The organism is Pseudomonas salicis, assembly GCF_057128705.1.
This window is the reverse complement of sequence record NZ_JBSKHU010000006.1, coordinates 201,387-228,149: the sequence shown is the minus strand read 5'-3', so window position 1 is coordinate 228,149 and position 26,763 is coordinate 201,387. Positions and strand designations below refer to the sequence as shown.

25 protein-coding genes and 1 pseudogene are annotated in these 26,763 nt (G+C 60.9%); 13 read left to right on the top strand and 13 right to left on the bottom strand.

All coding sequences use genetic code 11. The annotated features are described in order from the left end of the window. Window positions 1-76 precede the first annotated feature (76 nt). The 5 genes from alr to ACWKWE_RS22475 all read left to right on the top strand — a co-directional run bounded on the left by alr (window position 77) and on the right by ACWKWE_RS22475 (window position 4,886). Window positions 77-1,150 (top strand): alanine racemase, encoded by a 1,074-nt coding sequence (alr, locus tag ACWKWE_RS22495; RefSeq protein WP_483851744.1) that lies wholly within the window; start codon window positions 77-79, stop codon window positions 1,148-1,150. 149 nt (window positions 1,151-1,299) lie between these two features. Further along, window positions 1,300-1,848: a cupin domain-containing protein gene (locus ACWKWE_RS22490; protein WP_074754671.1), complete on the top strand. Its 549-nt coding sequence runs from the start codon at window positions 1,300-1,302 to the stop codon at window positions 1,846-1,848. A gap of 174 nt (window positions 1,849-2,022) precedes the next feature. Next, window positions 2,023-2,445: a c-type cytochrome gene (locus tag ACWKWE_RS22485; RefSeq protein ID WP_483851743.1), complete on the top strand. Its 423-nt coding sequence runs from the start codon at window positions 2,023-2,025 to the stop codon at window positions 2,443-2,445. A 35-nt stretch (window positions 2,446-2,480) separates the two neighbouring features. Then, window positions 2,481-2,780, top strand: coding sequence for a DUF2845 domain-containing protein (locus ACWKWE_RS22480; protein ID WP_483851742.1), 300 nt, complete (start codon window positions 2,481-2,483; stop codon window positions 2,778-2,780). Between the two features lie 180 nt (window positions 2,781-2,960). Beyond that, a complete protein-coding gene (locus ACWKWE_RS22475; protein ID WP_483851741.1) occupies window positions 2,961-4,886 on the top strand; it encodes an acetyl-CoA hydrolase/transferase C-terminal domain-containing protein in 1,926 nt (641 codons plus the stop codon). A gap of 161 nt (window positions 4,887-5,047) precedes the next feature. Here the strand turns inward: ACWKWE_RS22475 and ACWKWE_RS22470 are convergent, their stop codons facing one another. The 4 genes from ACWKWE_RS22470 to rep form a co-directional block, all read right to left on the bottom strand. After that, entirely contained in the window at window positions 5,048-5,863 is an 816-nt protein-coding gene (locus tag ACWKWE_RS22470) for a sulfite exporter TauE/SafE family protein (RefSeq protein WP_483851740.1), read from the bottom strand. A 201-nt stretch (window positions 5,864-6,064) separates the two neighbouring features. Further along, on the bottom strand, window positions 6,065-6,949 hold the full coding sequence (locus ACWKWE_RS22465; RefSeq protein ID WP_483851739.1) for an MBL fold metallo-hydrolase: 885 nt from the start codon (window positions 6,947-6,949) through the stop codon (window positions 6,065-6,067). 148 nt (window positions 6,950-7,097) lie between these two features. Continuing rightward, entirely contained in the window at window positions 7,098-7,667 is a 570-nt protein-coding gene (locus ACWKWE_RS22460; protein WP_483851738.1) for a xanthine phosphoribosyltransferase, read from the bottom strand. A 39-nt stretch (window positions 7,668-7,706) separates the two neighbouring features. After that, window positions 7,707-9,716 carry a DNA helicase Rep gene (rep, locus tag ACWKWE_RS22455; RefSeq protein ID WP_483851737.1) on the bottom strand — a complete coding sequence of 670 codons (2,010 nt, stop codon included), beginning with the start codon at window positions 9,714-9,716 and terminating at the stop codon, window positions 7,707-7,709. 202 nt (window positions 9,717-9,918) lie between these two features. On the opposite strand from rep, the gene ACWKWE_RS22450 reads away from it, so the two are divergent. Next, a complete protein-coding gene (locus ACWKWE_RS22450; RefSeq protein ID WP_483851736.1) occupies window positions 9,919-11,586 on the top strand; it encodes a putative bifunctional diguanylate cyclase/phosphodiesterase in 1,668 nt (555 codons plus the stop codon). A 166-nt stretch (window positions 11,587-11,752) separates the two neighbouring features. Here the strand turns inward: ACWKWE_RS22450 and ACWKWE_RS22445 are convergent, their stop codons facing one another. Then, window positions 11,753-13,135: a NorM family multidrug efflux MATE transporter gene (locus ACWKWE_RS22445; protein ID WP_483851735.1), complete on the bottom strand. Its 1,383-nt coding sequence runs from the start codon at window positions 13,133-13,135 to the stop codon at window positions 11,753-11,755. Between the two features lie 166 nt (window positions 13,136-13,301). Here ACWKWE_RS22445 and ACWKWE_RS22440 point away from each other — a divergent pair, with 166 nt between their 5' ends. From ACWKWE_RS22440 to ACWKWE_RS22430, 3 genes and pseudogenes are all read left to right on the top strand, one after another. Beyond that, window positions 13,302-14,222, top strand: coding sequence for a LysR substrate-binding domain-containing protein (locus ACWKWE_RS22440; protein ID WP_483851734.1), 921 nt, complete (start codon window positions 13,302-13,304; stop codon window positions 14,220-14,222). Between the two features lie 408 nt (window positions 14,223-14,630). Further along, window positions 14,631-15,752 (top strand): annotated as a pseudogene (locus tag ACWKWE_RS22435) (Cache 3/Cache 2 fusion domain-containing protein); the annotation flags it as partial. Beyond that, on the top strand, window positions 15,747-16,607 hold the full coding sequence (locus ACWKWE_RS22430) for a methyl-accepting chemotaxis protein (RefSeq protein ID WP_444860716.1): 861 nt from the start codon (window positions 15,747-15,749) through the stop codon (window positions 16,605-16,607). The pseudogene ACWKWE_RS22435 and the gene ACWKWE_RS22430, both read left to right, overlap by 6 nt. 132 nt (window positions 16,608-16,739) lie before the next feature. On the opposite strand, the gene ACWKWE_RS22425 is transcribed toward ACWKWE_RS22430, so the two are convergent. Next, window positions 16,740-18,233 (bottom strand): YifB family Mg chelatase-like AAA ATPase, encoded by a 1,494-nt coding sequence (locus tag ACWKWE_RS22425; RefSeq protein ID WP_483851733.1) that lies wholly within the window; start codon window positions 18,231-18,233, stop codon window positions 16,740-16,742. Between the two features lie 172 nt (window positions 18,234-18,405). Beyond that, window positions 18,406-18,669: an accessory factor UbiK family protein gene (locus ACWKWE_RS22420; protein ID WP_166594082.1), complete on the bottom strand. Its 264-nt coding sequence runs from the start codon at window positions 18,667-18,669 to the stop codon at window positions 18,406-18,408. 413 nt (window positions 18,670-19,082) lie between these two features. On the opposite strand from ACWKWE_RS22420, the gene glnK reads away from it, so the two are divergent. The 4 genes from glnK (at window position 19,083) to sutA (ending at window position 21,896) form a co-directional block, all read left to right on the top strand. Next, window positions 19,083-19,421 (top strand): P-II family nitrogen regulator, encoded by a 339-nt coding sequence (gene glnK / locus ACWKWE_RS22415; RefSeq protein ID WP_002555808.1) that lies wholly within the window; start codon window positions 19,083-19,085, stop codon window positions 19,419-19,421. A 34-nt stretch (window positions 19,422-19,455) separates the two neighbouring features. Beyond that, window positions 19,456-20,802, top strand: a complete 1,347-nt coding sequence (locus ACWKWE_RS22410; protein WP_166594083.1) for an ammonium transporter — start codon at window positions 19,456-19,458, stop codon at window positions 20,800-20,802. 239 nt (window positions 20,803-21,041) lie between these two features. Then, a complete protein-coding gene (locus tag ACWKWE_RS22405; protein ID WP_483851732.1) occupies window positions 21,042-21,473 on the top strand; it encodes a secondary thiamine-phosphate synthase enzyme YjbQ in 432 nt (143 codons plus the stop codon). Between the two features lie 93 nt (window positions 21,474-21,566). After that, on the top strand, window positions 21,567-21,896 hold the full coding sequence (gene sutA / locus ACWKWE_RS22400) for a transcriptional regulator SutA (RefSeq protein ID WP_166594085.1): 330 nt from the start codon (window positions 21,567-21,569) through the stop codon (window positions 21,894-21,896). A 150-nt stretch (window positions 21,897-22,046) separates the two neighbouring features. On the opposite strand, the gene ACWKWE_RS22395 is transcribed toward sutA, so the two are convergent. From ACWKWE_RS22395 to lptM, 6 genes are read right to left on the bottom strand one after another with little or no spacing between them, the layout of a single operon-like run. Next, on the bottom strand, window positions 22,047-22,742 hold the full coding sequence (locus ACWKWE_RS22395) for an HAD family hydrolase (protein ID WP_483851731.1): 696 nt from the start codon (window positions 22,740-22,742) through the stop codon (window positions 22,047-22,049). Beyond that, window positions 22,739-23,635 (bottom strand): tyrosine recombinase XerC, encoded by an 897-nt coding sequence (xerC, locus tag ACWKWE_RS22390; RefSeq protein WP_483851730.1) that lies wholly within the window; start codon window positions 23,633-23,635, stop codon window positions 22,739-22,741. The genes ACWKWE_RS22395 and xerC overlap by 4 nt, the downstream gene beginning before the upstream one ends. A gap of 2 nt (window positions 23,636-23,637) precedes the next feature. Next, window positions 23,638-24,372, bottom strand: coding sequence for a DUF484 family protein (locus tag ACWKWE_RS22385; protein WP_483851729.1), 735 nt, complete (start codon window positions 24,370-24,372; stop codon window positions 23,638-23,640). 13 nt (window positions 24,373-24,385) lie between these two features. After that, entirely contained in the window at window positions 24,386-25,216 is an 831-nt protein-coding gene (dapF, locus tag ACWKWE_RS22380) for a diaminopimelate epimerase (protein WP_401145634.1), read from the bottom strand. A gap of 5 nt (window positions 25,217-25,221) precedes the next feature. After that, complete coding sequence (lysA, locus tag ACWKWE_RS22375) at window positions 25,222-26,469, bottom strand: diaminopimelate decarboxylase (protein ID WP_483851728.1); 1,248 nt, start codon at window positions 26,467-26,469, stop codon at window positions 25,222-25,224. A gap of 9 nt (window positions 26,470-26,478) precedes the next feature. After that, window positions 26,479-26,643 (bottom strand): LPS translocon maturation chaperone LptM, encoded by a 165-nt coding sequence (gene lptM / locus ACWKWE_RS22370; RefSeq protein ID WP_166594091.1) that lies wholly within the window; start codon window positions 26,641-26,643, stop codon window positions 26,479-26,481. Window positions 26,644-26,763 lie beyond the last annotated feature (120 nt).

The following is a 26,763-nucleotide window of genomic DNA, read 5'->3' as shown; positions in this document are numbered from 1 at the left end:
TCATTGGCTGACACAACGCGATCGCGAGCAAGCTCACTCCTACACGTCGAATACCTCCAGACCTGAGCCCCACCCCATGCGTCCAGCCCGCGCCCTCATCGATCTTCAAGCCCTTCGCCACAACTACCAACTGGCTCGTGAAACCACCGGCGCCAAGGCCCTCGCTGTGATCAAGGCTGACGCCTACGGCCATGGTGCGGTGCGCGTGGCGCAGGCGCTGGAAGCCGAAGCGGACGGTTTTGCCGTGGCCTGTATTGAAGAAGCGCTGGAGCTGCGTCAGGCCGGGATCGGTGCGCCGATTTTGCTGCTGGAAGGCTTTTTCGAAGCGGATGAACTGGCGCTGATCGTCGAGCATGATTTCTGGTGCGTGGTGCATTCGCTGTGGCAGTTGGAGGCCATTGAAAAGGCTGCGGTCGGCAAGCCGCTGAATATCTGGTTGAAAATGGACTCGGGCATGCACCGCGTCGGCATTCATCCGGCTGAATATCAGGCGGCCTATCAGCGTCTGCTGGCGACGAACAAAGTCGGCAAGGTCGTGCTGATGACCCACTTTGCTCGCGCTGATGAGTTGGACAGCGTACGCACCGACGAACAGGTCGCGATATTCCAGTCGGGCCGCGCAGGGCTGGGGGCAGAACTGAGTCTGCGTAACTCGCCGGGTGTAATGGGTTGGCCGAGCGTGCCCAGCGACTGGGTGCGTCCGGGCATCATGCTGTACGGCGCGACCCCCTTCGATCAGCCGCAGTCGGTGGCTGATCGTCTGCAACCGGTCATGACCCTGGAGTCGAAAGTCATCTGCGTGCGCGAACTGCCTGCCGGTGAGCCGGTGGGCTACGGCGGCGCGTTTGTCACTGACCGCACCATGCGCATTGGCGTGGTCGCGATGGGTTATGCCGATGGTTATCCGCGCCAAGCGCCTACCGGTACGCCGGTTTTGATCGACGGCCATCGCAGCCAATTGCTGGGCCGTGTGTCAATGGACATGCTTTGTGTCGATCTCACCAACGTGCCAGGTGCCGGTCTGGGAAGTCGCGTCGAGCTCTGGGGCAAAAACATCCTGGCCAGTGACGTCGCGGCCCATGCAGGCACCATTCCGTATCAGATTTTCTGCAACCTGAAACGCGTGCCAAGGCTCTATTCCGGGTGCTGAGCGCACCGCTCGCTGTATCCCGTTGCGGCCCCTGGTGGCCGCCAGTCTCTTTGCTAATCTGGCAATGGGCTCAAGTGTTGTAAATACTGAACGCTGTTGCCATCATGGCGACCACTTGACCGTGCTTGATTAACAGGAGGACCCCCGCATTGGACGTCGGTGAACGACTGCAATCCATTCGCAAACTCAAAGGTCTGTCGCAACGAGAACTCGCCAAAAGAGCGGGCGTGACCAACAGCACCATTTCGATGATCGAGAAAAACAGCGTCAGCCCCTCGATCAGCTCACTGCGCAAGGTGCTGGGCGGCATCCCGATGTCCATGGTGGAGTTCTTTTCCGAAGAGCTGGAGCCTGAGAATCCGACCCAAGTTGTCTACAAGGCCAGTGAACTGATCGATATTTCGGACGGTGCTGTCACCATGAAACTCGTCGGCAAGTCCCACCCCGACCGGGCGATTGCATTTCTGACCGAGGTTTATCCGCCGGGCGCCGACACCGGTGAGGAAATGCTCGTTCACGAAGGCGAAGAAACCGGGATTCTGGTCGAAGGTCGCCTTGAGCTGGTGGTCGGGCTCGATACCTATGTGCTGGAAGCGGGCGACAGCTACTATTTTGAAAGCACACGACCTCATCGCTTTCGTAATCCGTTCGACGTGCCAGCGCGCCTCATCAGCGCAGCGACGCCCGCGAATTTCTGATCGGTGACACCCATCCCCTGCGTAAGGCGGGGGACAGCGGTTCAGCTCGAAGCCAAGGTCGACGCGCCGACAGCCCTGCTTCGCACAGGGATGTGACGACCAACGAGCTATACTTTCGCCACCTGCAGACTCCCGTGACGGCAGGGACGTGATAGCCACCATGAGGGTGAGAGCGTGAACCATACCAATAAGATCCTGACGGCCCTTGCACTGCTCGCCTACTGGGTGTTCGCCGCCCAGGCCTCCACCCAGGATGACCTCGCCAAACGACTGGAACCGGTCGGACAAGTCTGCATTCAAGGCAAGGAATGTCCGGGCATGGACGTTGCCGCCACAGCAGGCGGAGCGGGCGGCGCCAAATCTCCGGATGATGTGATCGGCAAACACTGCAACGCCTGCCACGGCACCGGTCTGCTGGGCTCGCCGAAAATTGGCGACAGCGCTGACTGGGGCAAACGCGTCAAGGAGCAGGGCGGCCTCGATGGGTTGCTCGCCAAGGCAATCACCGGCATCAACGCCATGCCCCCGAAAGGCACTTGCGCGGACTGCTCGGATGACGAGCTGAAGGGCGCGATCAAGAAAATGTCGGGGCTTTGATGGCTGTCAGCCGTGACTCAAGGAAACGCTTTCGGATGCTCAGAGCGCCGTGGTGGTTGGGGTTTTCCCTGTTGCTGTTCGCGGGCACTGCGAGCGCCACGATGCGCTGCGGGACTACGCTAATCAGCCTGGGCGACACGGCAGCGGTGGTGCGCGACAAGTGCGGGCCGCCGGATAGCAGCGTTGATCAAATGCCCGCGGCGCGCGTCAATGGCGTACCTCGCCTGAACGCCGTCAAAGTCAGCCTATGGGTTTATGGCCCGCGCAACGGCGCGTTTCAGCACCTCAAGTTCATTGAAGACAAACTCGTGAATATCGATACCCGGCGCGACTGATCGGATTTTTGTAAGAGTGAGCGTGCTCGCGATGGCTGGGTATCATGCGCAGATGCATTGACTGATCGCCCTTGATCGCGAGCAAGCTCACTCCTACAGGTATGGGTTACGGCATTCATGCAGCAATTCCCGCTCATCCCCGGTCCAAGCTCCATCGAATAACAAACCAGGAGAGGCCGGATGCCGCATTCCTGCTCGATCGAGCAAGCCGTCGATCACGTGTTGGCCGAGCTGCCGACGCACATTCGCATGGGGATGCCCTTGGGGCTGGGGAAGCCCAATCGCTTCGCCAACGCGCTGTATGCCCGCATTAAATCCCTGCCGGACCGGCAACTGACGATTTACACCGCGCTGTGTCTGGGGGGCCCCAAGGCGGGCGATGGTTTGCAGGGACGTTTTCTTGAGCCTTTTCTGGAGCGCGTGTTCGGCGATTACCCCGAGCTGGATTTCCTCGCCGATCTGCACAAAAGCAGCCTGCCGCCGAACGTCCAGGTCGAGCAGTTTTTCATGCAGCCGGGCAGTCTGCTGGGCAGTGCGCAGGCGCAGCAGGACTACGTCAGCAGCAACTACAGCCACGCCGCGCGGGACATCAACGCCAGCGGCTTGAACCTCATTGCGCAATTGATCGCCCACGACCCCGCGCGCCCTGAGCACATGAGCCTCAGCTGCAACCCGGACATTACCCTCGACCTCTTGCGGATGCTGGAAAAGCGCCGCGCCGCAGGGGAAACCATTCTGGTGCTGGGTCATGTGCATGTCGATCTCCCCTATATGCCGGGCAGCGCCGAGGTCAGTGCTGACACATTTGACCTGCTGATCGAACACGAAGAGCGCAGCACGCTGTTCTCGACACCGAACATGCCAGTGGGCGTTCAGGATCACTTTATCGGCCTGTATGCCAGCACGTTGGTGCGCGATGGCGGCACGTTGCAGATCGGCATCGGTTCGATGGGCGACGCATTGACCGCAGCCTTGCTGGCGCGGCAGGCCAACAACGAAACCTATCGCGCGTGCCTCGCCGAGCTGGACGGCATTTCCACTTGGAGGCCGTTGATCGAGGCCGAAGGCGGGGTCATGCCGTTTGCGGCCGGTCTGTACGGCTGCAGCGAAATGCTGGTTAACGGCCTGTTGGTCTTGCTCGACGCGGGCATCATTCGGCGCAAGGTCTATCCCACTGTCGAACTGCAGACGCTGGCCAACGAGGGCGAGCTGGACGAATCAATCCATGAGAATGGCGTGCTGATTCACGGCGGCTTTTTTCTGGGACCGCGCAGTTTTTATGAGCGCCTGCGCGAGTTTTCGCCCGCGCAGATGGCGCAGATCGACATGACGGCGATCAGCTACATCAACGAGCTGTACGGCAATGAGACCCTGAAGCGCCTGCAACGGCGGGATGCGCGGTTCATCAACAGCGCGTTCACCGTGACGCTGTTGGGTGCTGCGGTCTCCGATCAACTGGAGGACGGTCGCGTCGTCAGCGGCGTCGGCGGCCAGTACAACTTTGTCGCTCAGGCCCATGCGCTGGAGGATGCGCGTTCGATCCTGATCCTGCGCAGCTGGCGAGAATCCGGCGGCGAGGTCAGCTCCAATATCGTCTGGGAGTACGGCCACACCACCATTCCCCGACATCTGCGGGACGTTGTCATCACCGAATACGGCATTGCGGATTTGCGCGGCAAGACTGACGCGGCTGTGATCGAAGCGTTGCTCAACATTACTGATTCACGCTTTCAGCCTGCGCTGATCGATCAGGCGCAGAAGGCCGGAAAGCTGCCGAAGGGCTTTCGTCTCGACCCGCTGTTTACCCAAAACACGCCGGAGCGCTTGAAAGACATTCGCGACCGTTTCCCGGCGTTGTTCGTCGAATACCCGCTGGGCAGTGATTTCAGTGCTGAAGAGCGTGATTTGCTGCGGGCGCTGAACTGGTTGAAGAGCAAGTTCAAGCTCACGGAGATTATCGAATTGGGCAAGGCGACCCTTGAGGCGCCGGAGCCGAAGGCGTTTCCTGAACACCTGCGGCGCATGGGGCTGGATGATCCACAAGGGCTGCGGGAGGAGCTGTATCAGCGGCTGTTGCTGGCGGGGTTGCAGGCGACGGTTGGTTAGCTATCCGACGTCACATGCGATCCTCCTGTAGGAGTGAGCTTGCTCGCGATAACGCGTGGTCTGGCGCTTATTCAGTGACTGACACACCGCAATCGCGAGCAAGCTCACTCCTACATGAAGTTGCGTCAGGCGCGATAGCTAAGTGCATTCCTGCAGGGGCGTTAAGCGACAGACTTGATGATCAACAACGCCGCCGCGCAGAACCCGCTGATCGCGAACAGCTGTTGCAAGCGGGGCCCTGCCAGAAATCCTGCCACCTGCCGCCCCGCCATCAACCCAACCACGGCGCCTATCGCAAACGGCAGGCCGACGGCCCAATGCATCGCGCCAGTGACGCTGGCCGTGATGACACTGCCGGTGGAGACCAGCGCGATAACGGCCAGTGAGGTCGCGACGATGCTTTTCAGGTTCAGGTCGGTGTAGCGGGTCAGTGCCGGGACGATCACGAAACCGCCGCCGACGCCCAACAGTCCCGAGAGCAAACCGGACAGCATCCCGGTGATCGCCAGAAAGCGGGCGCAGGGCAGGGTCCAGCGCAGACGGCCTTCGAGGGGGTTGAGCACGCAAGGCAGAAACGCCGCGCGTTCGGCAGGCTTCCCGTGGTGCAGTTCAAGCGTGGCCTTTCTGAAAATACGCCCGCAGGCGTACAGCAACACCAGCGAGAACCCAAGCGCCAGGGGCGTGTTGGGCAGACGATGCGCGAGCCACAACCCGACCGGCGAAAGGCAGATGCCGATCCCGGCGATGAACAACGCTGCGCGATACCGCACGATGCCCTGACGCAACCCAAGCAACGCGCCCACCGCTGCCGCCAGGCCAACCGCCAACAGCCCGACCGGCGCGGCTTCAACCATCGTCAGACCCAGACCAAACACCAGCAACGGCACCGCAAGAATGCCACCGCCCGCACCTGTCAGCGCGAGTACCGCTCCAATGACCGTACCGAGGCCGGCTCCGATCAGTTCGTGTTCATTCATCTGGGAAAAGCGCCTTCTAGCAGGTCCCGACGGGAGCGAATCTGTGGTGAGGGTTCAGCGCTGGGTGCACCGAACGGAGATTTCCTGTGGGAGCGAATTTATTCGCGAGACGTACGTACAGTCGATAGGGATTTGCCGACTGCACCGGCCTTTCGCGAATGAATTCGCTCCTACAGGTCAGGGTTGCGAGCGCATCAGCACTCACAACGCATTGATCGGCACTTTCAGATACCGCATGCCGTTGTCTTCCGGCTCCGGCAGGTGGCCGCCGCGCATGTTGATCTGCACCGATGGCAGGATCAGCACGGGCATGTCGAGGGTGGCGTCGCGGGTTTCTCGCATCTGCACGAACGCGTCTTCGTCGATGCCTTCGCGGATGTGAATGTTGTTGGCACGCTGCTCGGCGACGGTGGTCATGTACATCAACTCGCGCCCGTTGGGCAGGTAGTCGTGGCACATGAACAGCCGTGTTTGCGGCGGCAGGGTGAGGATCTTGCCAATTGAACGGTAAAGCATGCGCGCATCGGCGCCGGGGAAGTCGCAACGCGCCGTGCCGTAATCCGGCATGAACAGCGTGTCGCCGACAAACGCCACCGTCTCGCCATTCACTTCGATCAGGTAGGTCATGCACGCAGGCGTGTGGCCGGGGGTGTGCATTGCTCGGGCCTGCAGGGTGCCGATCTGGAAATGCGCGTCATCCTCCAGCAGCCGGTCAAACTGGCTGCCGTCGCGGGCGAACTCGCCTTTGGCGTTGAACAGCGTGCCGAAGACTTTCTGCACGCGGGTGATGTGGCTGCCGATGGCGACCGTCCCACCCAGCTGTTCCTTCAAGTACGCCGCTGCGGAGACATGATCGGCGTGGACGTGGGTTTCCAGAATCCACTCCACCGAGACGCCCAGTTCACGCACGCGGGCGATCAGCTTGTCCGCCGACTCGGTCTTGGTGCGCCCGGATTTGTGATCGTAATCCAGCACGCTGTCGATTAGCGCGGCCTTGAGGGTCGAGCGGTCCACGACCAGGTAGCTGATGGTCCAGGTGTGCGGATCGAAGAACGCTTCTACGCTCAGCTTTTCACCGATGTTCATGCTTCTCTCCGTTTGTTGGCAGCTACCTGTAGGAGTGAGCTTGCTCGCGATCAAGGTGTGCCAGTTGATGAAGACGTGTCTGGTAAACCGGAATCGCGAGCAAGCTCACTCCTACAATGACTAATGCATGCCGCCCATGGGCCAGTGTTTAGACGAACGTCACCACGCCGCCGTTCAGCGATTTCACCCGTGCCAATGACTCTACACGATAGCCCTGCGCGTCCAGCTCCGCGCGGCCACCCTGGAAGGACTTCTCGATCACGATGCCCAAACCGGCCACGGTCGCGCCAGCCTGTTTGATGATCGAAATCAGCGCCTGGGAGGCTTTTCCGTTGGCCAAAAAGTCATCGATGATCAGCACGCGGTCGCTGCTGTTCAGGTGCCGGGTGGAAATGGCGATGGTGCTTTCGGTCTGCTTGGTGAACGAGTAAACCGTCGCCGAGAACAGGTTTTCGGTCAGGGTCAGCGACTGGTGCTTGCGCGCGAAGATCACCGGAATGCCCAGTTTCAGACCGGTCATCACCGCCGGGGCGATGCCCGATGCTTCAATGGTGACGATCTTGGTAATGCCCGAATCGGCAAACAACGTGGCGAACTCGTCACCGATCTGCTGCATCAGGACCGGGTCGATCTGATGGTTCAGAAACGCGTCGACCTTCAGGACCTGGTCGGAAAGTACGATGCCTTCCTCGCGAATTTTCTTGTGCAGTGCTTCCACGTTGCTGTTCCTCAGGGCGCAAATGCGCGAAATGTCGGTTTATCTTTTCAGCATGGCGCGAATGTCCGCCAATGCCGTATTGCCGCGAACGGCTTTCACTTCGGTCGGTGTGTCGTCGTTGCCTTCCCAGGCCAGATCATCCGGGGGCAGTTCGTCGAGGAATCGGCTGGGCAGGCAGTCGATGATCTCGCCGTATTGCTTGCGCTTGGCCGCGAAGGTGAACGCCAGCGTCTGACGGGCGCGGGTGATGCCCACGTAGGCCAGACGGCGCTCTTCCTCGATGGTGTCGGCCTCGATGCTGGAGCGGTGCGGGAGGATTTCCTCTTCCATGCCCATGATGAACACGTAAGGAAATTCCAGACCCTTGGAGGCGTGCAGCGTCATCATTTGCACGCCTTCGGCGCCGTCCTCTTCTTCCTGCTGACGTTCGAGCATGTCGCGCAAGACCAGCTTGCCGATGGCCTCTTCGATGGTCATGCCGCCTTCTTCGTCTTTCTCCAGCGTGTTCTTCAACGCTTCGATCAGGAACCACACGTTGCCCATGCGGTAATCGGCGGCCTTGTCGCTGGAGCTGTTCTGACGAATCCAGTTCTCGTAATCGATGTCCATGACCATGCTGCGCAGGGCCGCAATCGGGTCTTGGGTCGCGCACTGCTGGCGCACGCCGTCCATCCAGTGCTTGAAGCGCTTGAGGCGGTCGGTGAAGCGACTGTCCAGATGTTCGCCCAGACCGATTTCGTCAGTGGCGGCGTACATCGACACTTTGCGCTCAGTGGAGTAGTTGCCGAGCTTTTCCAGCGTGGTCGAGCCGATCTCCCGGCGCGGCACGTTGATCACGCGCAGGAAAGCGTTGTCGTCATCCGGGTTCACCAGCAGGCGGAAATAGGCCATCAGGTCTTTCACTTCCTGACGCCCGAAGAAGCTGTTGCCGCCCGAAAGGCGATACGGAATCTGGTGGTGTTGAAGCTTCAGCTCGATGAGCTTGGCCTGATAGTTACCGCGATAGAGGATCGCGAAATCGCTGTAAGGCCGGTCGGTGCGCAAGTGCAAACTGAGAATCTCAACCGCCACGCGCTCGGCTTCGGCGTCTTCGTTCTTGCAGCGGATGACGCGGATTTCGTCGCCGTGACCCATCTCGCTCCACAGCTGTTTTTCGAACGCGTGGGGGTTGTTGGCGATCAGCACGTTGGCGCAGCGCAGAATGCGGCTCGTGGAGCGGTAGTTCTGCTCCAGCATCACCACTTTCAGCGACGGGTAATCGTCCTTGAGCAGCATCAGGTTTTCCGGCCGCGCGCCGCGCCAGGCGTAAATCGACTGGTCGTCGTCGCCCACCACGGTGAACTGGCAGCGGGTGCCGATGAGCATCTTCACCAGCAGATACTGACTGGCGTTGGTGTCCTGGTATTCGTCCACCAACAGGTAACGGACCTTGTGCTGCCACTTTTCGAGGATGTCGGCGTGTTCCTGGAACAGCTTCACCGGCAGCAGGATCAGGTCGTTGAAGTCCACCGCGTTGTACGCCTTGAGCGTGCGCTGGTAGTGGGTGTAGACGATGGCGGCGGTCTGCTCCTTGGGGTTGCGCGAGTTGGTCAGGGCCTCCGCAGGGAGGATCAGGTCGTTTTTCCAGGAATCGATCATGTTCTTGATCTCGTCGACGCCGTCGTCGCCCGAGTATTCCTTCTGCATGATGTCGGTCATCAGCGCCTTGACGTCGGTCTCGTCGAAGATCGAGAAACCCGGCTTGTATCCCATGCGCGCATGTTCCTTGCGGATGATGTTCAAGCCCAGGTTGTGGAACGTCGAAACCGTAAGGCCACGTCCTTCACCGGCTCGCAGCAGGGTGCCGACCCGCTCTTTCATTTCTCGCGCCGCCTTGTTGGTAAAGGTCATGGCGACGATGTACTGCGCACGGATGCCACAGTTCTGAATGAGGTGAGCGATCTTGCGGGTGATCACGCTGGTCTTGCCGGAGCCAGCACCGGCGAGCACCAAAAGAGGGCCGCCGACGTAGTTCACGGCTTCTTGTTGCCGGGGATTGAGTCGGGACATGAGGAAAAGGGGATCGCTTGCAAAATGGGCGGGCATTTTAACAGGGTCGAAGGATTGTGCAGCGACCGTCCGACACTGTGATGCGTCACGCTATCTATATTTCGCCGTTTTGTTACATTTGCGCAGCACGCGATGAATCAACGCGTTTGACGCCCCTCGTTTGAATGGGCGCCGATGTCTTTTGTTTGTGTGGGGAGCTAGCTTGTCTACGCCTGTCGAACCCTTGCGTTTGCTGCTTCTGGCGGACACGCCGGAATGGCCAGCGATATTGCGCGAGTGCCTGGCCCCCTTGGGGGAAGCCGTTTTTCTCGACTGCGCGTCGAGCTGGGACGCTATTGGCCAGCCTGATGACCCCTCGCATTCTTTTATCCTCTTCACCACCCCCGCCTTGCAGCCTGCGGCCGGTCAGTGCAGTTGGCCGACGGTGCTGTTGCTCGATGTCGAACCTGATACTGACCCTGTGGGCGTCAGTGATTGGTTGATTCGTGAAGCCCTGAATACCCAAAGCCTGCGCCGCTGCCTGCGTCATGTGCGCGAACGGGGGCTGCTGGAAAACACCCTGCAACGTCTCGCTGAGCAAGACCCGCTGACTGGCATCGCCAACCGTCAGGGGTTTCAGACGTTGCTCGCGGCGCGCCTGGTCGAGTTCGATGGGCGAGGGCTGGCGCTGGGACATCTGGACCTCGACAATTTCCGTCGAGCCAACGACGCGCTGGGCCATCAGGCCGGGGACCGCTTGATTCTGCAGGTCGTGGCGCGGATGAAGAGCCAGCTCGAAGCCTGCGATCAACTGGCCCGTCTGGGCAGCGATGAATTCGCCCTCTTGATCGATACCCGCCGTGCGCCGGATCGCGCTGAATGGATGGCCGAGCGCATCACCGAAGCGCTGTCCGAGCCTTACTGGGTCGATGGCGAAAGCCTGCTGATCGGTTGCAGCCTCGGGATCGCCCATGCCCGCGCTGACGCCGGGGCTGATCCGCTGATGTGGCATGCGCACATCGCGATGCAGCAGGCCAAAGGCATTCAGGGCTGCACCTTCCACGTCTTCAACGAACGCATCAATCGCAACGCTCGCAGCCTCGCCGATCTGGAAAGCGAGCTGCGCCGGGCGTTGCGGCGTGACGAGCTGGAGCTGCATTACCAGCCGCGTCTGTGCCTGAGTACCGGGAAAATCCTCGGCCTTGAAGCCCTCGTGCGTTGGCGCCATGCCGAGCGCGGGCTGTTGCCGCCCAGCGAATTCGTGCCATTGGCCGAGCAGAGCGGGTTGATCGTGCCTCTGGGCTACTGGGTGATTTCCCGCGCCTTACGCGACATGCAGACGCTGCGGGAAAAAGGCCTGCCGCCGCTGCACATGGCGATCAATCTGTCGTTCCGCCAGTTCCAGGACAATCAGCTGCTGCCGACCCTCGACCGCCTGATCAGTGATCGCGGCGTGGATGCGCAGTGGCTGGAGTTCGAACTGACTGAAACTGCGGTCATGCGCCGTAGCGATCTGGTGAAGCAGACCATGGATGCGCTGGGACGCTTGGGCGTGCGGTTCTCGCTGGACGACTTCGGCACCGGCTTTTCATCATTCGTGCACCTCAACAGCCTGCCGATCACGTTGCTCAAGATCGACAAGAGCTTCGTGGGCGAGATGGAGCAGCGCGAGGAAAACCGCAAGCTGGTGCACGCCATGATCAATCTGGCGCACAACCTGAGTCTGGAAGTGGTGGCGGAAGGGGTCGAGACGCCGGAGCAATTGGCGTTGCTGCGCAGCTTTGGTTGCGATCAGGCGCAGGGGTATCTCATCAGCCACCCGCTCGCGCTGCCGGAATTGCTGGATTACCTGATGTTCGATCAAAAAGGGCGGGTGGCGCAGGGGCTGTGAAGTGCCCCCGACCTTACCTGTAGGAGCGCGCTTGCCGACGGTGGCGGTTTCACGCTTCATCTGTAGGAGTGAGCTTGCTCGCGATGGCGGTGTGTCAGGCACTGATAACGTGACAGACACGTCGCCATCGCGAGCAAGCTCACTCCTACAGAAGCCGGGGTGTGTGTCAGCCCATCACCACAACGCCCGTCGCTTCTTTACGCAGCAGCTTGGCGACCTTGTGTTCGAAGGCGTAGGTCAGTGCGACTGCCGAACACAGCAACCCGACCGCCAAGCCCCACCACACACCTTCCGCCCCTTGATTCGCGAGAAAACCCAAGCCCCACGCCAAGGGTGCGCCGACGACCCAATAGCTGGCCAAACCGATGAGAAACGTTGTCTTGGCATCCTTGAAGCCGCGAATGGCGCCCATCGCGATGGTCTGCGTGCCGTCGAGAATCTCGAACCACGCGGCAATCGCCAATAGCTTCACGGCCAGTTCGACGACGTCCTGATATTTCGGGTCGTTCAGGTCCACGAACAGCCCGATCACCAAGTGCGGCGCCACCCAGAACAGAACCCCGAACGCCAGCATCAGCAGCCCTCCGAAGGTGATGCCCACGCGCCCGGCTGTACGCGCCTGCAGCAGATTGCCGCCGCCGTAATGCAGGCCGATGCGCATCGTCACCGCGTAGGAAATCCCGACGGGAATCATGAATGCCATCGACACCGACTGCAGCGCGATCTGGTGCGCCGCCATCTGCGTGCTGCCCATCGCGCCCATGCAGAAGGCTGCGAAGGTGAACAGTCCGACTTCCACCGCGTAGGTGCCGCCAATCGGCAGGCCCAGCCGCCACAACTCTTTGAGGCTGGCGCGCGACAGGCTCATCAGGCCTACGTGTAAAGGGTACGCGGCGTACACCTTGTGGTAACGAATGTGCAGCCAGAGTGCCAGCGCCATGCTGTTGGTGACGATGGCGGTGACCAATCCGATCCCCATCAAGCCCCAGTGTGGCAAACCGAACAGGCCGTGAATGAAGGCGTAGTTGAGACCGAAGTTGGCCGCGACCCCGACCAGACTCACCACCATCACCGGCGTCGCACGGCCCAACGCGCTGGTGAACCCGCGCAACGCCATGAAACTCAGCAGGCCCGGCAGCGCCAGCGGCAAGGTCAGCAGGAATTGGCTGGCCATGTGAACGTTGGCTTCGGCCTGGCCGAAGTGCAGCAAAATCGGCGTCAGGTTCCAGAGAATCAGCGCGGCGACCAGCGCCATGCCCCATGCGAGCCAGAGGCCTGCTTGAGTCAGCCGGGTCGCGCCGAGATCATCATTGGCGCCTTTGCGAATCGACACCAGCGTGCCCACCGCGGCCATCACGCCCACGCAGAAAAACGAAACGAAGTTATAGCTCGCCGCCCCCAGCCCACCGCCCGCGAGAGACTCCGGGCCGAGCTTGCCCATCATCACCGTGTCGGTGAAGACCATCAGCATGTGCGCCATCTGCGACGCGATCAGCGGCCCGGCCACGCGCAGGATGATCCACAGTTCTTTGAAGGCTTTCTGTTGCATGTTCGCGGCGCTCGGGAGGGGTGAGGCATTGATGAGCAGGTCATTGTCGTGATTCGAGGCGTAATGCACAAAGGGATAAATACGATCATTGGCATGAGTAAAACTCATCCTGACGATTTTGCAGTACAGTGCCGAGATCGCCATCACGCCAAGAGGAATGAGCCCGATGCCTCGTAGTCTTCCGCCTTTGTATGCGCTCCGTGCATTTGAAGCTGCAGCGCGGCACAGCTCATTTACCCGCGCCGCCGAAGAACTGTCGATCACACAAAGCGCGGTCAGTCGGCACATTCACACCCTTGAGCAGCACTTTGCCTGCCGATTGTTTCGCCGCAACGGGCGCAATCTGCAACTGACTGAAGCGGCTCGGGAGCTGTTGCCGGGGGTTCGTGAAGGGTTCTCGGCACTGGAGCGCGCGTGCAGTGCGCTGATGGCCGAAGAGGGTATTTTGCGCATGAAAGCACCCTCGACGCTGACCATGCGCTGGTTGCTGGCGCGGCTCAGCCGGTTTCGTCATTTGCAGGTGGGCAATGAGGTGCAACTGACGAGCGCGTGGATGGACATCGATAACGTCGATTTCGCTCAGGAGCCGTTTGACTGCGCGGTGTTGCTGAGTCGTGGGCATTTCCCCCCGGAATGGGAGGCGACCTATCTGTTTCCGGAACTGTTGATTCCGGTGGGATCGCCCAGCCTGCTTGATGACGTGCCTTGGGATGTTGCGCGACTGGCCAGCGCCGAATTGCTGCACCCCACGCCGGATCGCCGGGATTGGCGCAGTTGGCTTGAGCGCATGGGTTTGTCGGATCAGGTCTCGCTCAAGGGCGGGCAGGTGTTCGACACGCTGGAGCTGGGGATGATCGCGGCGGCGCGGGGATATGGGGTGTCGATGGGCGACCTGCTGATGGTGGCCGAAGACGTTCTCCAAGGCCGGCTCAGTCTTCCGTGGCGTACGGCGGTGGTCAGCGGCGAGAACTACTACCTCGTCTGGCCCAAAACCCGCCCGGGGGGAGAGCGGTTGCGCCGCCTGAGCGATTTCCTCCAGGGCGAGGTGCAGGCGATGGAATTGCCGGATGTGACGATATTGGAGTAGCTATTGCCGGTTTTGCTTTTGGCCGCAGGCCTTAGGAGTGCCGGGGGCGATGCGGTCTGGCTTTTGGTCCTGGCCGAAGGCCGTGGGAGTTGGCTTGCCTACGATCTGGCGCGTAGCGGCAGTAAAGGCGAGGTCTGAGGTGTGTCAGGCATATTGAGTCTTCAGGTATTGCTACTGCTTTGCAGCAGATCGCAGGCAAGCCAGCTCCCACGGCCTGCGGCCAGAAGCGGCTGTCCGTTGCCTTCCGTCCTAAGACCCCGTGTAGGACTCAAGTATTTTCGGTGTCAGCCGAAGGTGTTATTACAGAGCCGACAACAATCGATCGGCCTATCGATACCCTCTATTAGAAATCAGCCCGAACGGTACACCTGAGGTCAGGACGATCCGGTCGTTTGGCAAGGAGTTTTCATGCCTCAACCCCGTGCCCGCATTGCCTCGCAGCTTGGCATCGCCCTGGCCGTCATCCTGGCGGTCGTCATCAGCGGCAGTACCCTGTTCGCCCTGCGTTCGCTGGATTCGGCGAACCTCGTTATCCGCGAAGAGCATATGGGCAGCGAAGCGCGGTTGTTGGCCGATCAGCTCAATACGTTCCACAGCACTTTGCGTGACAGCACTCAACGTTTGAGCGGGCTGTTCGAGAAGCGCTTCAGTGGCGGCCTGACGTTGCAGCCCGAGCAACAAATCACCGTTGCCGGGGTACAAACGCCTGCGCTCCTGCTCAATGGCAACCCGCTGAACAATGACTTCGCCGAAGTCGACGACTTCAAGAAAATGACGGCAGGCGTCGCGACAGTCTTCGTGCGCAACGGCGACGACTTCATCCGGGTCAGCACCTCATTGAACAAGCAGGACGGTTCCCGCGCCATCGGCACCGTGCTGGACCACAAACACCCGGCGTACGAAAAATTGCTCGCTGGGCAGAGTTACGTGGGTCGCGCGCTGTTGTTTGACCGGCTGTACATGACCCAATACACCCCTGTGCGGGACGCGGGCGGCAAGGTCATCGCCGTGCTGTTTGTGGGTTTCGATTACACCGACGCGCAGAAGTCGCAGTTCGACAACCTCAAAAGCTTCCGCATCGGCTCGACCGGCTCGTTGGCCCTGCTCGACGAACAGAATAAATGGCTGGTGCCGCCTGCGGGCGTGAAGGATCTGGATCAGGCGAGCAAAACCTTGGCCGAATTCGTCAAAACCCCGAACAAAGGCCGTTTCTGGCAAGACGCAGGGGATGATTTCTACACGGTCGCGGAGCCGTTCTCCGGTGGACCATGGGTCGTGCTCGCCACCATGCCTAAAGCGGAAATCAGCGCCGTGACCTGGAGCGTGGGCACTCAACTCGCCATCGGCAGCCTGTTGGCGATGCTGATCGCAGTTGGCTCGGCGATCTGGCTGTTGCGCAGCAAATTGCAGCCGCTGTCGGACCTTGTGAATCAGGCCGAAGCCCTCGGCGCCGGTGACCTGAGCGCGCGCCTGAATATTACGCGCCACGACGAAATCGGCCAATTGGCCAGCAGCTTCAACCAGATGGGCCAGGCGCTGGAAACCATGGTCTCGCACATTCGTATCGCGGCCCAAGAAGTCAGCGGTCGAGCGCAGGCCTTGTCCGGCCTGTCGGGCGGCGCGTATGAAGGCATGGAGCAACAGTCCGGTGAGATCACCAGCATGGCGGGGGCCGTCGAAGAGTTCAGCGCCACGGCCCTGACCATCGCCGACAACATGGGCAACACCGAGCGTCTGGCCCAGGGCAACGCCCAGCAAACCCGCATCGGTCGCGCCTCGATGGAAGAAGCCTCGGCGTCCCTTGAGCAGATCGCCGGGTCGCTCGGCAGCACCGCCGCCGTGATCGACACCCTTGGTCAGCGTTCGCAGGAAATCGGCGGCATCGTCAGTGTCATCACCTCCATCGCCGAGCAGACCAACCTGCTTGCCCTCAACGCCGCCATTGAGGCTGCGCGGGCAGGGGAGCAAGGTCGCGGGTTCGCGGTGGTCGCTGATGAAGTGCGTAATCTCGCCTCTCGCACCCGTCAGGCCACAGACGAAATCTCCGGCATGATCGCCAGCATCCAGCAGGAAACCGGCAACGCCATCAGCACCATGGAACAGGGCAATACGCTGATGCAGGAAGGCCTGTCGCGTAACGCCAAAGTGGCCGCCGCACTGGCCCATATCGACGAGCAAAGCCGCTCTGCGGGCGAGCAATTCGCGTCGATCACCACCGCGACCCAAGAGCAAAGCAACACCGCGACGCTACTCAGTGCCAATTTGCAGAGCATCGCCCTCGCCAACAGCGAACAGCGCGAAGTGGTGTCGAACCTGGCGGTGACGGCGCAGGAGTTGAATGCGCTGGCGGCGGATCTGCGCAAGGAAGTGGATCGGTTTCGGTAAGGATGAGCAGGTCTAACAGCCTACGCCGATCCCCTGTAGCAGTCCGGCTTGCCGGCGGCATCGATCTCAAATAGGCCACCGCCGGCAAGCCGGACTGCTACGGCCTGAGGCCAGAATCAAAAGCTTGAACGCTCATCCCGACGACGGCCGGTACTGCAACGCTTCGGCAATATGGCTTCTGGAAATCGCCTCGACCCGCTCTAGATCCGCCAGCGTGCGCGCGACTTTCAGCAGTCGATGGGCCGAACGAAGTGACAGGCTCAAGCGCTCGCACGCGGTTTCGAGCCAGTCTTCGTCTTCTGGCAGCAAGGCGCAGTGTTGGCGTAAGGCGGGAAGGTCAAGGAAGGCGTTGGCGCAGCCTTGGCGCTTTTGCTGACGGTCGCGAGCTTCGGAGACCAGCCGTGCGGCGCTGGCACTGCTTTCGCCGGTTTGAGCGGTGGCGGCCAGCGACGTCGCTTCGCGGGCGACGGTCAGGTGCAGGTCGATGCGATCCAGCAACGGCCCGGACAGCTTGTTGCGATAACGCTGAATCTGATCGGTGGAGCAGCGGCAACGCCCGGTCGGCTCGCCGTGATAGCCGCACGGGCAAGGGTTCATGGCGGCGACCAATTGAAAGCGCGCCGGAAAGCGCACACGATCCCGGGCGCGGGAAATCACGATATGGCCGGACTCCAGCGGCTCACGCAGCACCTCCAGCACGCGCCGATCAAACTCGGGCAATTCATCGAGAAACAGCACGCCGTGGTGAGCCAACGTGATTTCGCCGGGTTGCGGACGACTACCACCGCCAACCAGCGCTGGCCCGGACGCCGAATGATGGGGTTGTCGAAACGGCCGCTGGGGCCAACTGGTGAGGGGCGCATGACTGGCCACCGATTGAATCGCTGCGACCTCCAGCGCCTCACGCTCGTCCAGCGGTGGCAAAAGACCGGGAAGACGACTCGCCAGCAGGGTTTTGCCCGTCCCCGGCGGACCGCTGAACAGCAGGTTATGCGCCCCGGCAGCGGCGACCAGCAACGCACGTTTGGCGGCGGGCTGGCCCTGAACCTCGCTCAAGTCCGGATAAGGCTGGGTTTGCAGAATCAGGCCGTTGGATTTATACGGCGCAATCGGGGTATGGCCGTTGAGGTGAGACACCAATTCCAACAGATGACTGACCGCAATTACCTTCAAACCCGACGCCAGACACGCCTCTTCAGCGTTCACCGCCGGGACGATCAGCGTATGCCCCGCCTCCCGCGCCGCCAACGCCGCAGGCAACACACCCTGCACCGGACGTATCGCGCCCGACAGCGCCAGCTCGCCCAGACATTCCACGCCATCGAGGGCCAGCGTGGGTAGCTGCCCACTTGCCGCCAGCAAGCCCAATGCAATCGCCAGATCGAAACGCCCGCCGTCTTTCGGCAGATCGGCGGGCGCCAGATTCAACGTGATCCGCCGCGCCGGAAAGTCCAGTCGACAATTCAGAATCGCCGAACGTACCCGATCCTTACTTTCCCTCACCGCCCCCTCCGGCAACCCCACCAGCGTCAACGCCGGCAGGCCGTTGGCGAGATGAGTTTCGACGGTCACCGCAGGGGCTTCGACCCCGACTTGAGCGCGGCTGAGAACGATGGCGAGGGACATGACTGATCCTTGAAGGCAGCACCGCTTCCTGCGGCGTGCTGAAGGATAGTCAGGGGAGTGGGGTGAGGGAGGGGGTAAGTTCTACGGGGTATTTCCGCAGATCGTCTCAGGACATAAAGCCAATCAGGCAAACGATCGTGCCCCTGAGCGGGGCACCGGGAGGGCGAATGGTTTATTCCTTCGGCTGCCCCGCCAACTGCGCTTCCATCTCTGCCATCTTCGCTTCCAGTGCCTCAAGACGGGCACGGGTTCGGGCCAGGACGACCATCTGGCTGTCGAATTCTTCCCGGCTGACCAGATCCAGTTTGCTGAAGCCGCTTTGCAGCAGGGCTTTGAACTGGGTCTCGAATTCGTTGCGGGGCAGTGGGGTCTCGCCGTTGAACAACCGCGAGGCGTGGCCGCTCAGGGCATCTAGAAAGGCTTTTGGCGGGAGCATCTTCGTCTTCCGGAATCAGAGGGGCGGCAGTGTATCACGCAGCGTCTATAGTCATTTCACGCTGGCGCGTTGCACGCTTTTCGAGCATTTGGTCGTGCACGTTCGCACTGTTGTTGTGCGGCGGGATTGAGTGATGGCGATCTGAAGTCGCGTGGAGTGAGCTGAGGGGCCGTAATTCGCGGGTTTTCACGAGATGGCAAGGTTTCTGCTTAGTGGCATATGACCCATGCACTGATGCAGTCGCTGTGACGAATGCAGTGCGGCAGGCGGAGCGGGGAAGTGTTTCGTCAGAAGCGGTTTTCTGGAGTTGACCTGTTTCGGGCCAACGACGCGTTACAAAGCCAGACACTGCGCTTAGACTTGAGACGGGTTTGTTTTCCTGGGGCAAGTCCACCAATTCGGGAGAAAGTTTCATGAAGCTAGTCACTGCCATCATCAAGCCGTTCAAGCTGGACGACGTACGCGAGTCGTTGTCGGAAATCGGCGTGCAGGGCATCACGGTAACTGAAGTCAAAGGCTTCGGACGTCAGAAAGGCCACACCGAGCTGTATCGCGGTGCGGAATACGTTGTCGACTTCCTTCCCAAGGTGAAGATCGACGTTGCGATCGATGACAAGGATCTGGACCGCGTTATCGAAGCGATAACCAAAGCGGCCAACACCGGCAAGATCGGTGACGGAAAGATCTTCGTGGTCAATCTGGAACAGGCTATTCGCATCCGTACCGGCGAAACCGATACCGACGCAATCTAAGCCGCCAAACCCCAACGCCCCAGGAGAAAACAATATGACTCTGCGTCAATTCGCAGGGCTAGGAGCCCTGTTGTCCCTCGTAACCCCTGGCTTGGCCATGGCGGCAGACGAAGTGGCAGCCCCCGCAGCACCTGTACTCAACTCAGGCGACACCGCCTGGATGCTGACGTCTACCGCGCTCGTACTGTTCATGACCGTTCCCGGTCTGGCACTGTTCTACGGCGGCATGGTTCGTCAGAAAAACGTGCTTTCCGTGATGATGCAGTGCTTCGCCATCACCGGCCTGATCAGCATCCTGTGGTGCATCTACGGTTACAGCCTGGCCTTCGACACCACGGGAATGGAAGCCAACGTCATCAATTTCAACTCCTTCGTCGGCGGTCTGTCGAAGGCGTTCCTGGCGGGCATCACGCCTGCCAGCATCACCGGTGCGACGGCGCTGTTTCCTGAAGCCGTGTTCGTCACCTTCCAGATGACCTTCGCCATCATCACCCCGGCTCTGATCGTCGGTGCCTTCGCAGAACGCATGAAGTTCTCCGCGATGCTGATCTTCATGGCCATCTGGTTCACCCTGGTCTATGCGCCCATCGCGCACATGGTCTGGAGTGGCGTGGGTGGTCTGCTGTGGGACTGGGGCGTTCTCGACTTCGCGGGCGGCACCGTTGTTCACATCAACGCCGGTGTGGCTGGCCTGGTAGCGTGCCTGGTACTGGGCAAACGCAAAGGCTTCCCGACCACCCCAATGGCTCCGCACAACCTGGGTTACACCCTGGTCGGCGCAGCAATGCTGTGGGTAGGCTGGTTCGGCTTCAACGCAGGCTCGGCTGCTGCAGCCAACGGCACTGCCGGTATGGCGATGCTGGTCACTCAGATCGCAACCGCCGCCGCTGCACTGGGCTGGATGTTCGCCGAGTGGCTGACCCACGGTAAGCCAAGCGCACTGGGCATCGCCTCGGGCGTGGTTGCCGGTCTGGTTGCCATCACCCCGGCGGCCGGTACTGTCGGCCCAATGGGCGGCCTGATCATCGGTCTGGCGGCGGGCGTGGTCTGCTTCTTCTGCGCCACCACCCTGAAACGCAAACTGGGCTACGACGATTCGCTGGATGCCTTCGGCGTTCACGGTATCGGCGGTATCCTCGGCGCGATCTTGACCGGTGTCTTTGCAGCCCCTTCGCTGGGCGGCTTCGGCACTGTGACTGACATCGCGGCACAAGTCTGGATTCAGTGCAAAGGCGTTGGTTTCACGATCATCTACACCGCGATCGTGACCTTCATCATCCTCAAGGTGCTGGACGCTGTCATGGGTCTGCGTGTCACTGAGGAAGAAGAAGCGGTCGGCCTCGACCTCGCGCAACACAACGAGCGTGGCTACAACCTGTAATCACGACTCTGAAAAAAATGCCCGGGTTTCCGGGCATTTTTTTGCCTGGCGTTTGTCGATAGGCAAGACCGCTGACGAGTGATGCGCGAAGCCTGTTCCGGCCCCGTTTCAGGGCGTCCTTTGCAATGTTTGCAACGGCTTGCAGTTCCGGGCTTTCGGCTTACAAAAAACGTCACTCATTACGCGCTTTGTTTTTTTTTCCAGCGCGTTAGAATGCGCGCCGAAGGGCGGAGAACGGTATGTGGCAACAGACCAGAATCACGCTGCGGGCCAGGCCTCGCGGATTCCATCTGGTAACCGACGAGATCGTGGCAGGGCTTCCCTGGCTGCGTGAATGCCGAGTGGGCCTGCTGCATGTGTGGCTGCAACATACGTCGGCCTCGTTGACCATCAACGAGAACGCCGACCCGGCGGTGCGCCGTGACTTCGAGCGTTTTTTCAACCGGCTCATTCCGCAGGATCAGGCTGGTTTTGAACACGACGACGAAGGACCCGACGACCTGCCCGCGCACTTCAAAGCCAGTTTGCTAGGCTGCCAGCTGACCCTCCCGATAACGGATGGACGGTTGGCACTCGGGACTTGGCAAGGTGTTTATTTAGGAGAGCATCGCGATTCAGGCGGTGCGCGTAAAGTCCTCGCAACCCTTCAGGGCGAGCCGTACGACCGCTGAGGGTTGGCGGTGGTTGAATTTTTTCTGGCTGTCTTAGAAATTATGTGCAGCTGGGCTATAACTAATCTGCTTTCGCAAGTCATGAGGTAGAACATGAGCGACGACGACAACGACGATCTGGTTGAAGACGGTCTGGAAGACGAGGATGACGGTGAGGAGCTTGCAGCTGCTCCCGAAGACGACGGCTCCGAGATAGACGACAGTCCTGAAGCGGCGGCCACCCCCACCAAAGGCAAGGCCAAGGCTGCGGTCTCGGTCGATGAGCTGCCTAGCGTTGAGGCCAAGAACAAAGAGCGTGATGCTCTGGCTCGCGCGATGGAAGAGTTCCTCGCCCGTGGCGGCAAGGTGCAGGAAGTGGAGGCCAACGTGGTCGCCGATCCGCCCAAGAAGCCTGACAACAAGTACGGTAGCCGCCCTATCTAAAGGGTGTCAGATACCTGCTGAAAAAAGCCCGCTGTCGCTGCGGGCTTTTTTTTTGGCTGGGGTTTGACCTGGAATACTTACTCTGATGCCCTGCGGGCCTGATCGCGATCAGGCCCGCAGGGCATCAGAGTAAGAATCTCCAGCCAAGCGTCACCCCCAACGCGCCAGAACCCCAGGCAAATCCGTCAAGCTCCTGATCTCCGCATCCGGCAATTTGTCGGCCTCCCACGCCTTGCCACTCGGGTTGTACCAGATGGCGCGCAAGCCAGCCTGCTGGGCGCCTGCGATGTCGTCGCCGGGGTGATCCCCAACATGCGCGGCATGGGCGGCTTCGGACTTTCCGCGTTTCAGCGCTTCGAGAAATGGCGCTGGGTCGGGTTTGCCGATGCCCAGGTCTTCCGCGCACAGCGCGAACGCGAAATAATCGGCCAGCCCCAGTCGGCGCACGTCGGCGTTGCCGTTGGTGACCACACCCAAAGTGTAGGACTTGGTCAGAATCTCCAGCGTTGGCACTACCTCCGGGAAGATGTCCAGCTTGTGCCGCCCTTGAAGGAACACTTCGAAACTCTGCTCGGCCAGGTCTTCGGCTTCGGCATGGCCGTAACCGGCATCCTCCAGCGCGTGAAACAACACGCGACGGCGCAATGCACTGATGCGGTGCTTGAAGCTCGGATCAGCCTCGACCAGCCGTGAACGAATCTCCCACAGGTGCTCGACCGGCACCGGGCCCAGTTTCGGGGCGTTCTCGGCCAGCCAATCCCGCAACATGGCCTCCGCGCTCACGATAGCCGGTGCGGTTTCCCACAGGGTGTCGTCCAGGTCGAAGGTGATCAGCTTGATGCTCATTCGGAAGAATCCTTGCGTTTGGCCCTTGGATGGGCGCTGTCGTACACCGTCGCCAGGTGCTGGAAATCCAGGTGGGTGTAGATCTGAGTCGTTGTGATGTCGGCGTGGCCGAGCAATTCCTGTACGCCACGCAGGTCTTGAGAGGACTCCAGCAAGTGGCTGGCGAACGAGTGCCGCAGCATGTGCGGGTGCAGATTCTGCCCCAACTCGCGCTCACCTGCCGCCTTGACCCGCAGCTGAATCGACCGCGGCCCGAGGCGTCGGCCCTGTTGGCTGATGAACACAGCATCGTCTTTGGGATTGGCCAACTCGCGTTGTTTCAGCCATGCCTCCAGCGCCTGGCGGGCTTTGCGGCCCACGGGCAACACGCGGGTCTTACTGCCCTTGCCAAGCACTTCGACCAGCCCATCGGCCAAGTCGAGTTGGGCGCAGTTCAGCCCTGTCAGCTCAGAGAGGCGCAGCCCTGACGAGTAAAACAGTTCGAGGATTGCATGGTCGCGGCGGGCGAGAAATTCGTCCTCAACGCCGCCTTCCAGCAGCTGCAAGGCGCGGTCGGCGTCCAGCGTCTTCGGTAACCGGCGTTCGCCTTTGGGTGGCGACAAGCCGTTGGCCGGGTCGTGCTCGCACAGGCCTTCGCGATTGAGGTAGTGATAGAAGCCGCGCACCGCCGACAGGAGTCGGGCAATGCTGCGCGATGACTGACCGTCCTGATGCAGACGCGCAACGAGGCTGCGCATGGACTGAACGTCCAAAGCTTTCCAGCTCTCGATGCGTTGTTTTTCACAGAACCCAAGCACTTTGCTCAAGTCACGACGATAGGCTTCCAGCGTGTGGCCCGACACTTGACGCTCACTGCGCAGGTGCGTGCAGTAAGCGTCCAGCTGCCGTTCCATGACTAGCGAACCGAGCGCAGGGCGTTGGTGAAACGCGGCAGCAGGCGGCTCAGCACATCGGCGATGTAAGTGAGAAACAGCGTGCCCACCGAGCTTTTGTAGTGCTGCGGATCGCGGCTGCCGATGGCCAGAACGCCGTGCAGGCCCTGATGGTTCAGCGCGACGATGGCGGTAGAGCCGACCTCCTTGCTCTGCTCGGCGCCAAACAGAAACTCCAGCTCATGCTCGCGTAACGCGCCGCACACTGTCTTGCCGCCAGAGATCAGGCCGCCGATGGCTTTTTGCGCTTCGGCACTGCTGACCCAGCGGCCCACGGTCATCGGGTTGTCGCTGAACAGAATCAGGCTCACGAAGGGCACTTGGAATTCCTGACGCAGGCTGTCTTCTACAGCGATGACAATCTCTTCCAGGCTGGTGGCGTCCATGAGGTCGAGGATCAGGCGACGGGTCTTCTCGAACAGACGGTCGTTGTCCCGCGCGACGTCCATCAGCTGCGACAGGCGATGGCGCATCTCGATATTGCGTTCACGCAGAAGTTTGAGCTGGCGCTCGACCAGCGAAACGGTATCGCCGCGCTGGTGAGGGATGCGCATCGCGGTGAGCAAATCGTCGTGCTCGGCGAAGAAGTCCGGATGTTGTTGCAGCCAGGCCGCAACGGCCTCGGCTTCAAGGGCAGGCACTTTGGTATCGGCAGGTTCGCCGGGCGTGTCGGTTGAAGTCTGAGGCAAATCGGTCATCGGATACTCTCACTCATAGACGTACTTGGCCTTCGTAGACCCGGACGGCCGGGCCGGTCATCACGACCGGATGACCCGGACCCGCCCACTCGATGGACAGACGCCCACCTGGCAGATCGATCAGCAGTGGCGAATCCATCCAACCCTGGCTGATGGCGGCGACGGCAGCGGCACATGCGCCGGTGCCACACGCCTGGGTTTCGCCCGCGCCACGTTCCCACACGCGCAATTGTGCACGCTGGCGATCGACAACGTGGAGGAAGCCCACGTTCACCCGCGCCGGGAAGCGCGGATGGTGCTCGATTTTCGGACCGAGGCTGTGAACCGGCGCATTGTTAATGTCGTACACCCGGAGCACGGCGTGGGGATTGCCCATCGACACGGCGGCCAGTTCAACGCTCTCGCCCTCGACATCCAATGTGTAACTGAGTGCCTGTTGCGGCGCCTCGAAGGGGATGTCCGCAGGGACCAGACGCGGTGCGCCCATGTCGACGCTGATCTGGCCGTCGTTACGGATGTCCAGCTCGATGATGCCGCCTTTGGTCTCGACGCGGATCTGCTTTTTGGCCGTCAGGCGCTTGTCCAGCACGAAGCGGGCAAAACAGCGCGCGCCGTTGCCACACTGTTCGACTTCAGAGCCGTCGGAGTTGAAAATCCGATAGCGAAAGTCCACGTCGGGGTTGCTCGGCGCTTCAACCAACAGCAGTTGATCGAAACCGATGCCGGTGTGCCGGTCGCCCCATTGCTTGGCGTGCTTGGGCAGAATGTGCGCGTGCTGGCTCACGAGGTCCAGCACCATGAAATCGTTGCCCAGGCCATGCATCTTGGTAAAACGCAGCAGCATGGGGATTACTCCGGCAGCAGGCTTTCGCCGGCATACAGCTCAGTCACGGTTTCACGACGACGCACTTCGAACGCCTGATCGCCATCGACCAACACCTCGGCGGTGCGGCCGCGCGTGTTGTAGTTGGAGCTCATGACAAAGCCATAGGCGCCTGCGGAATGCACGGTCAGCAGATCGCCTTCGGCCAGTGCCAGTTCGCGCTCTTTGGCGAGGAAGTCACCGGTCTCGCAGATTGGGCCGACGATGTCGTAGCTGCGCGCAGCGCCGTCGCGGGGCTGGACGGCCTTCACGTCCATCCAGGCTTGATACAGCGCTGGGCGGATCAGGTCGTTCATCGCCGCGTCGACGATGGCGAAGTCTTTGTGTTCGGTGTGCTTGAGGTATTCGATGCGGGTCAGCAACACGCCAGCGTTGGCGACGATGAAACGGCCCGGTTCGAACATCAGCGCCAGGTCGCGACCGGCGATGCGTTCACGCACGGCCTTGATGTAATCGCCCGCCAGTGGCGGCTCTTCATCGCGGTAACGCACGCCCAGACCACCGCCCAGATCAAGATGGCGCAGATGAACACCGCAATCGCTCAGGCGATCAACCAGATCCAGCAGGCGATCCAGCGCATCGACGAACGGGGAAAGCGTGGTGAGTTGAGAGCCGATGTGGCAATCGACGCCGATCACTTCCAGGTTCGGCAACTGCGCGGCGCGAATGTAAACGTCTTCGGCGTCAGCGATGGCGATGCCGAATTTGTTTTCTTTCAGGCCGGTGGAAATGTACGGGTGGGTGCCCGCATCGACGTCCGGGTTGACGCGCAGGGACACCGGGGCGCGTTTGCCCATCTCGGCGGCCACGATCTGCAGGCGTTCGAGCTCGTCGGTGGATTCGACGTTGAAGCAATGCACGCCAACTTCGAGTGCGCGGCGCATGTCGTCACGGGTCTTGCCGACGCCGGAGAACACGATCTTGTCCGCCTGGCCACCTGCGGCCAGAACACGCTCCAGCTCGCCACGGGACACAATGTCGAAACCGGCGCCGAGGCGCGCCAGGACATTGAGTACACCCAGGTTGGAGTTGGCCTTGACCGCGAAGCAGACCAGGTGCGGCATGCCGCTCAACGCGTCGGCGTAAGCGCGGTACTGGGCCTCGATGTGGGCTCGGGAGTAGACATAGGTCGGCGTGCCGAAACGCTCGGCAATGGCAGACAATGCAACTCCTTCCGCGAACAGCTCACCGTCGCGGTAGTTGAAGGCGTCCATGGTCAATCCCTAGTAGGTCGAGGTCTGATGCTTGTGCGAGTGCGATGAGGTCTCGCTGCCAGGCGCATTGGACGTTTCGCCATCGGGCAGGTACAGCGGACCTTTTTGACCGCAGGCAGAGACCAGGCACGCAACAGCGAGGAGCGCGGCCAGGGAGGAAATCAGGCGCTTCATGGCGAAATCCTTTGTATAAGCATTAATTGCGCCCGAGTATACCGACCACCCGACAGATTGCCTATGCGCCACGGCTCCCGTCCGGCGGGGCTTTGACGCAACTGCCGGATATGTTGGCGA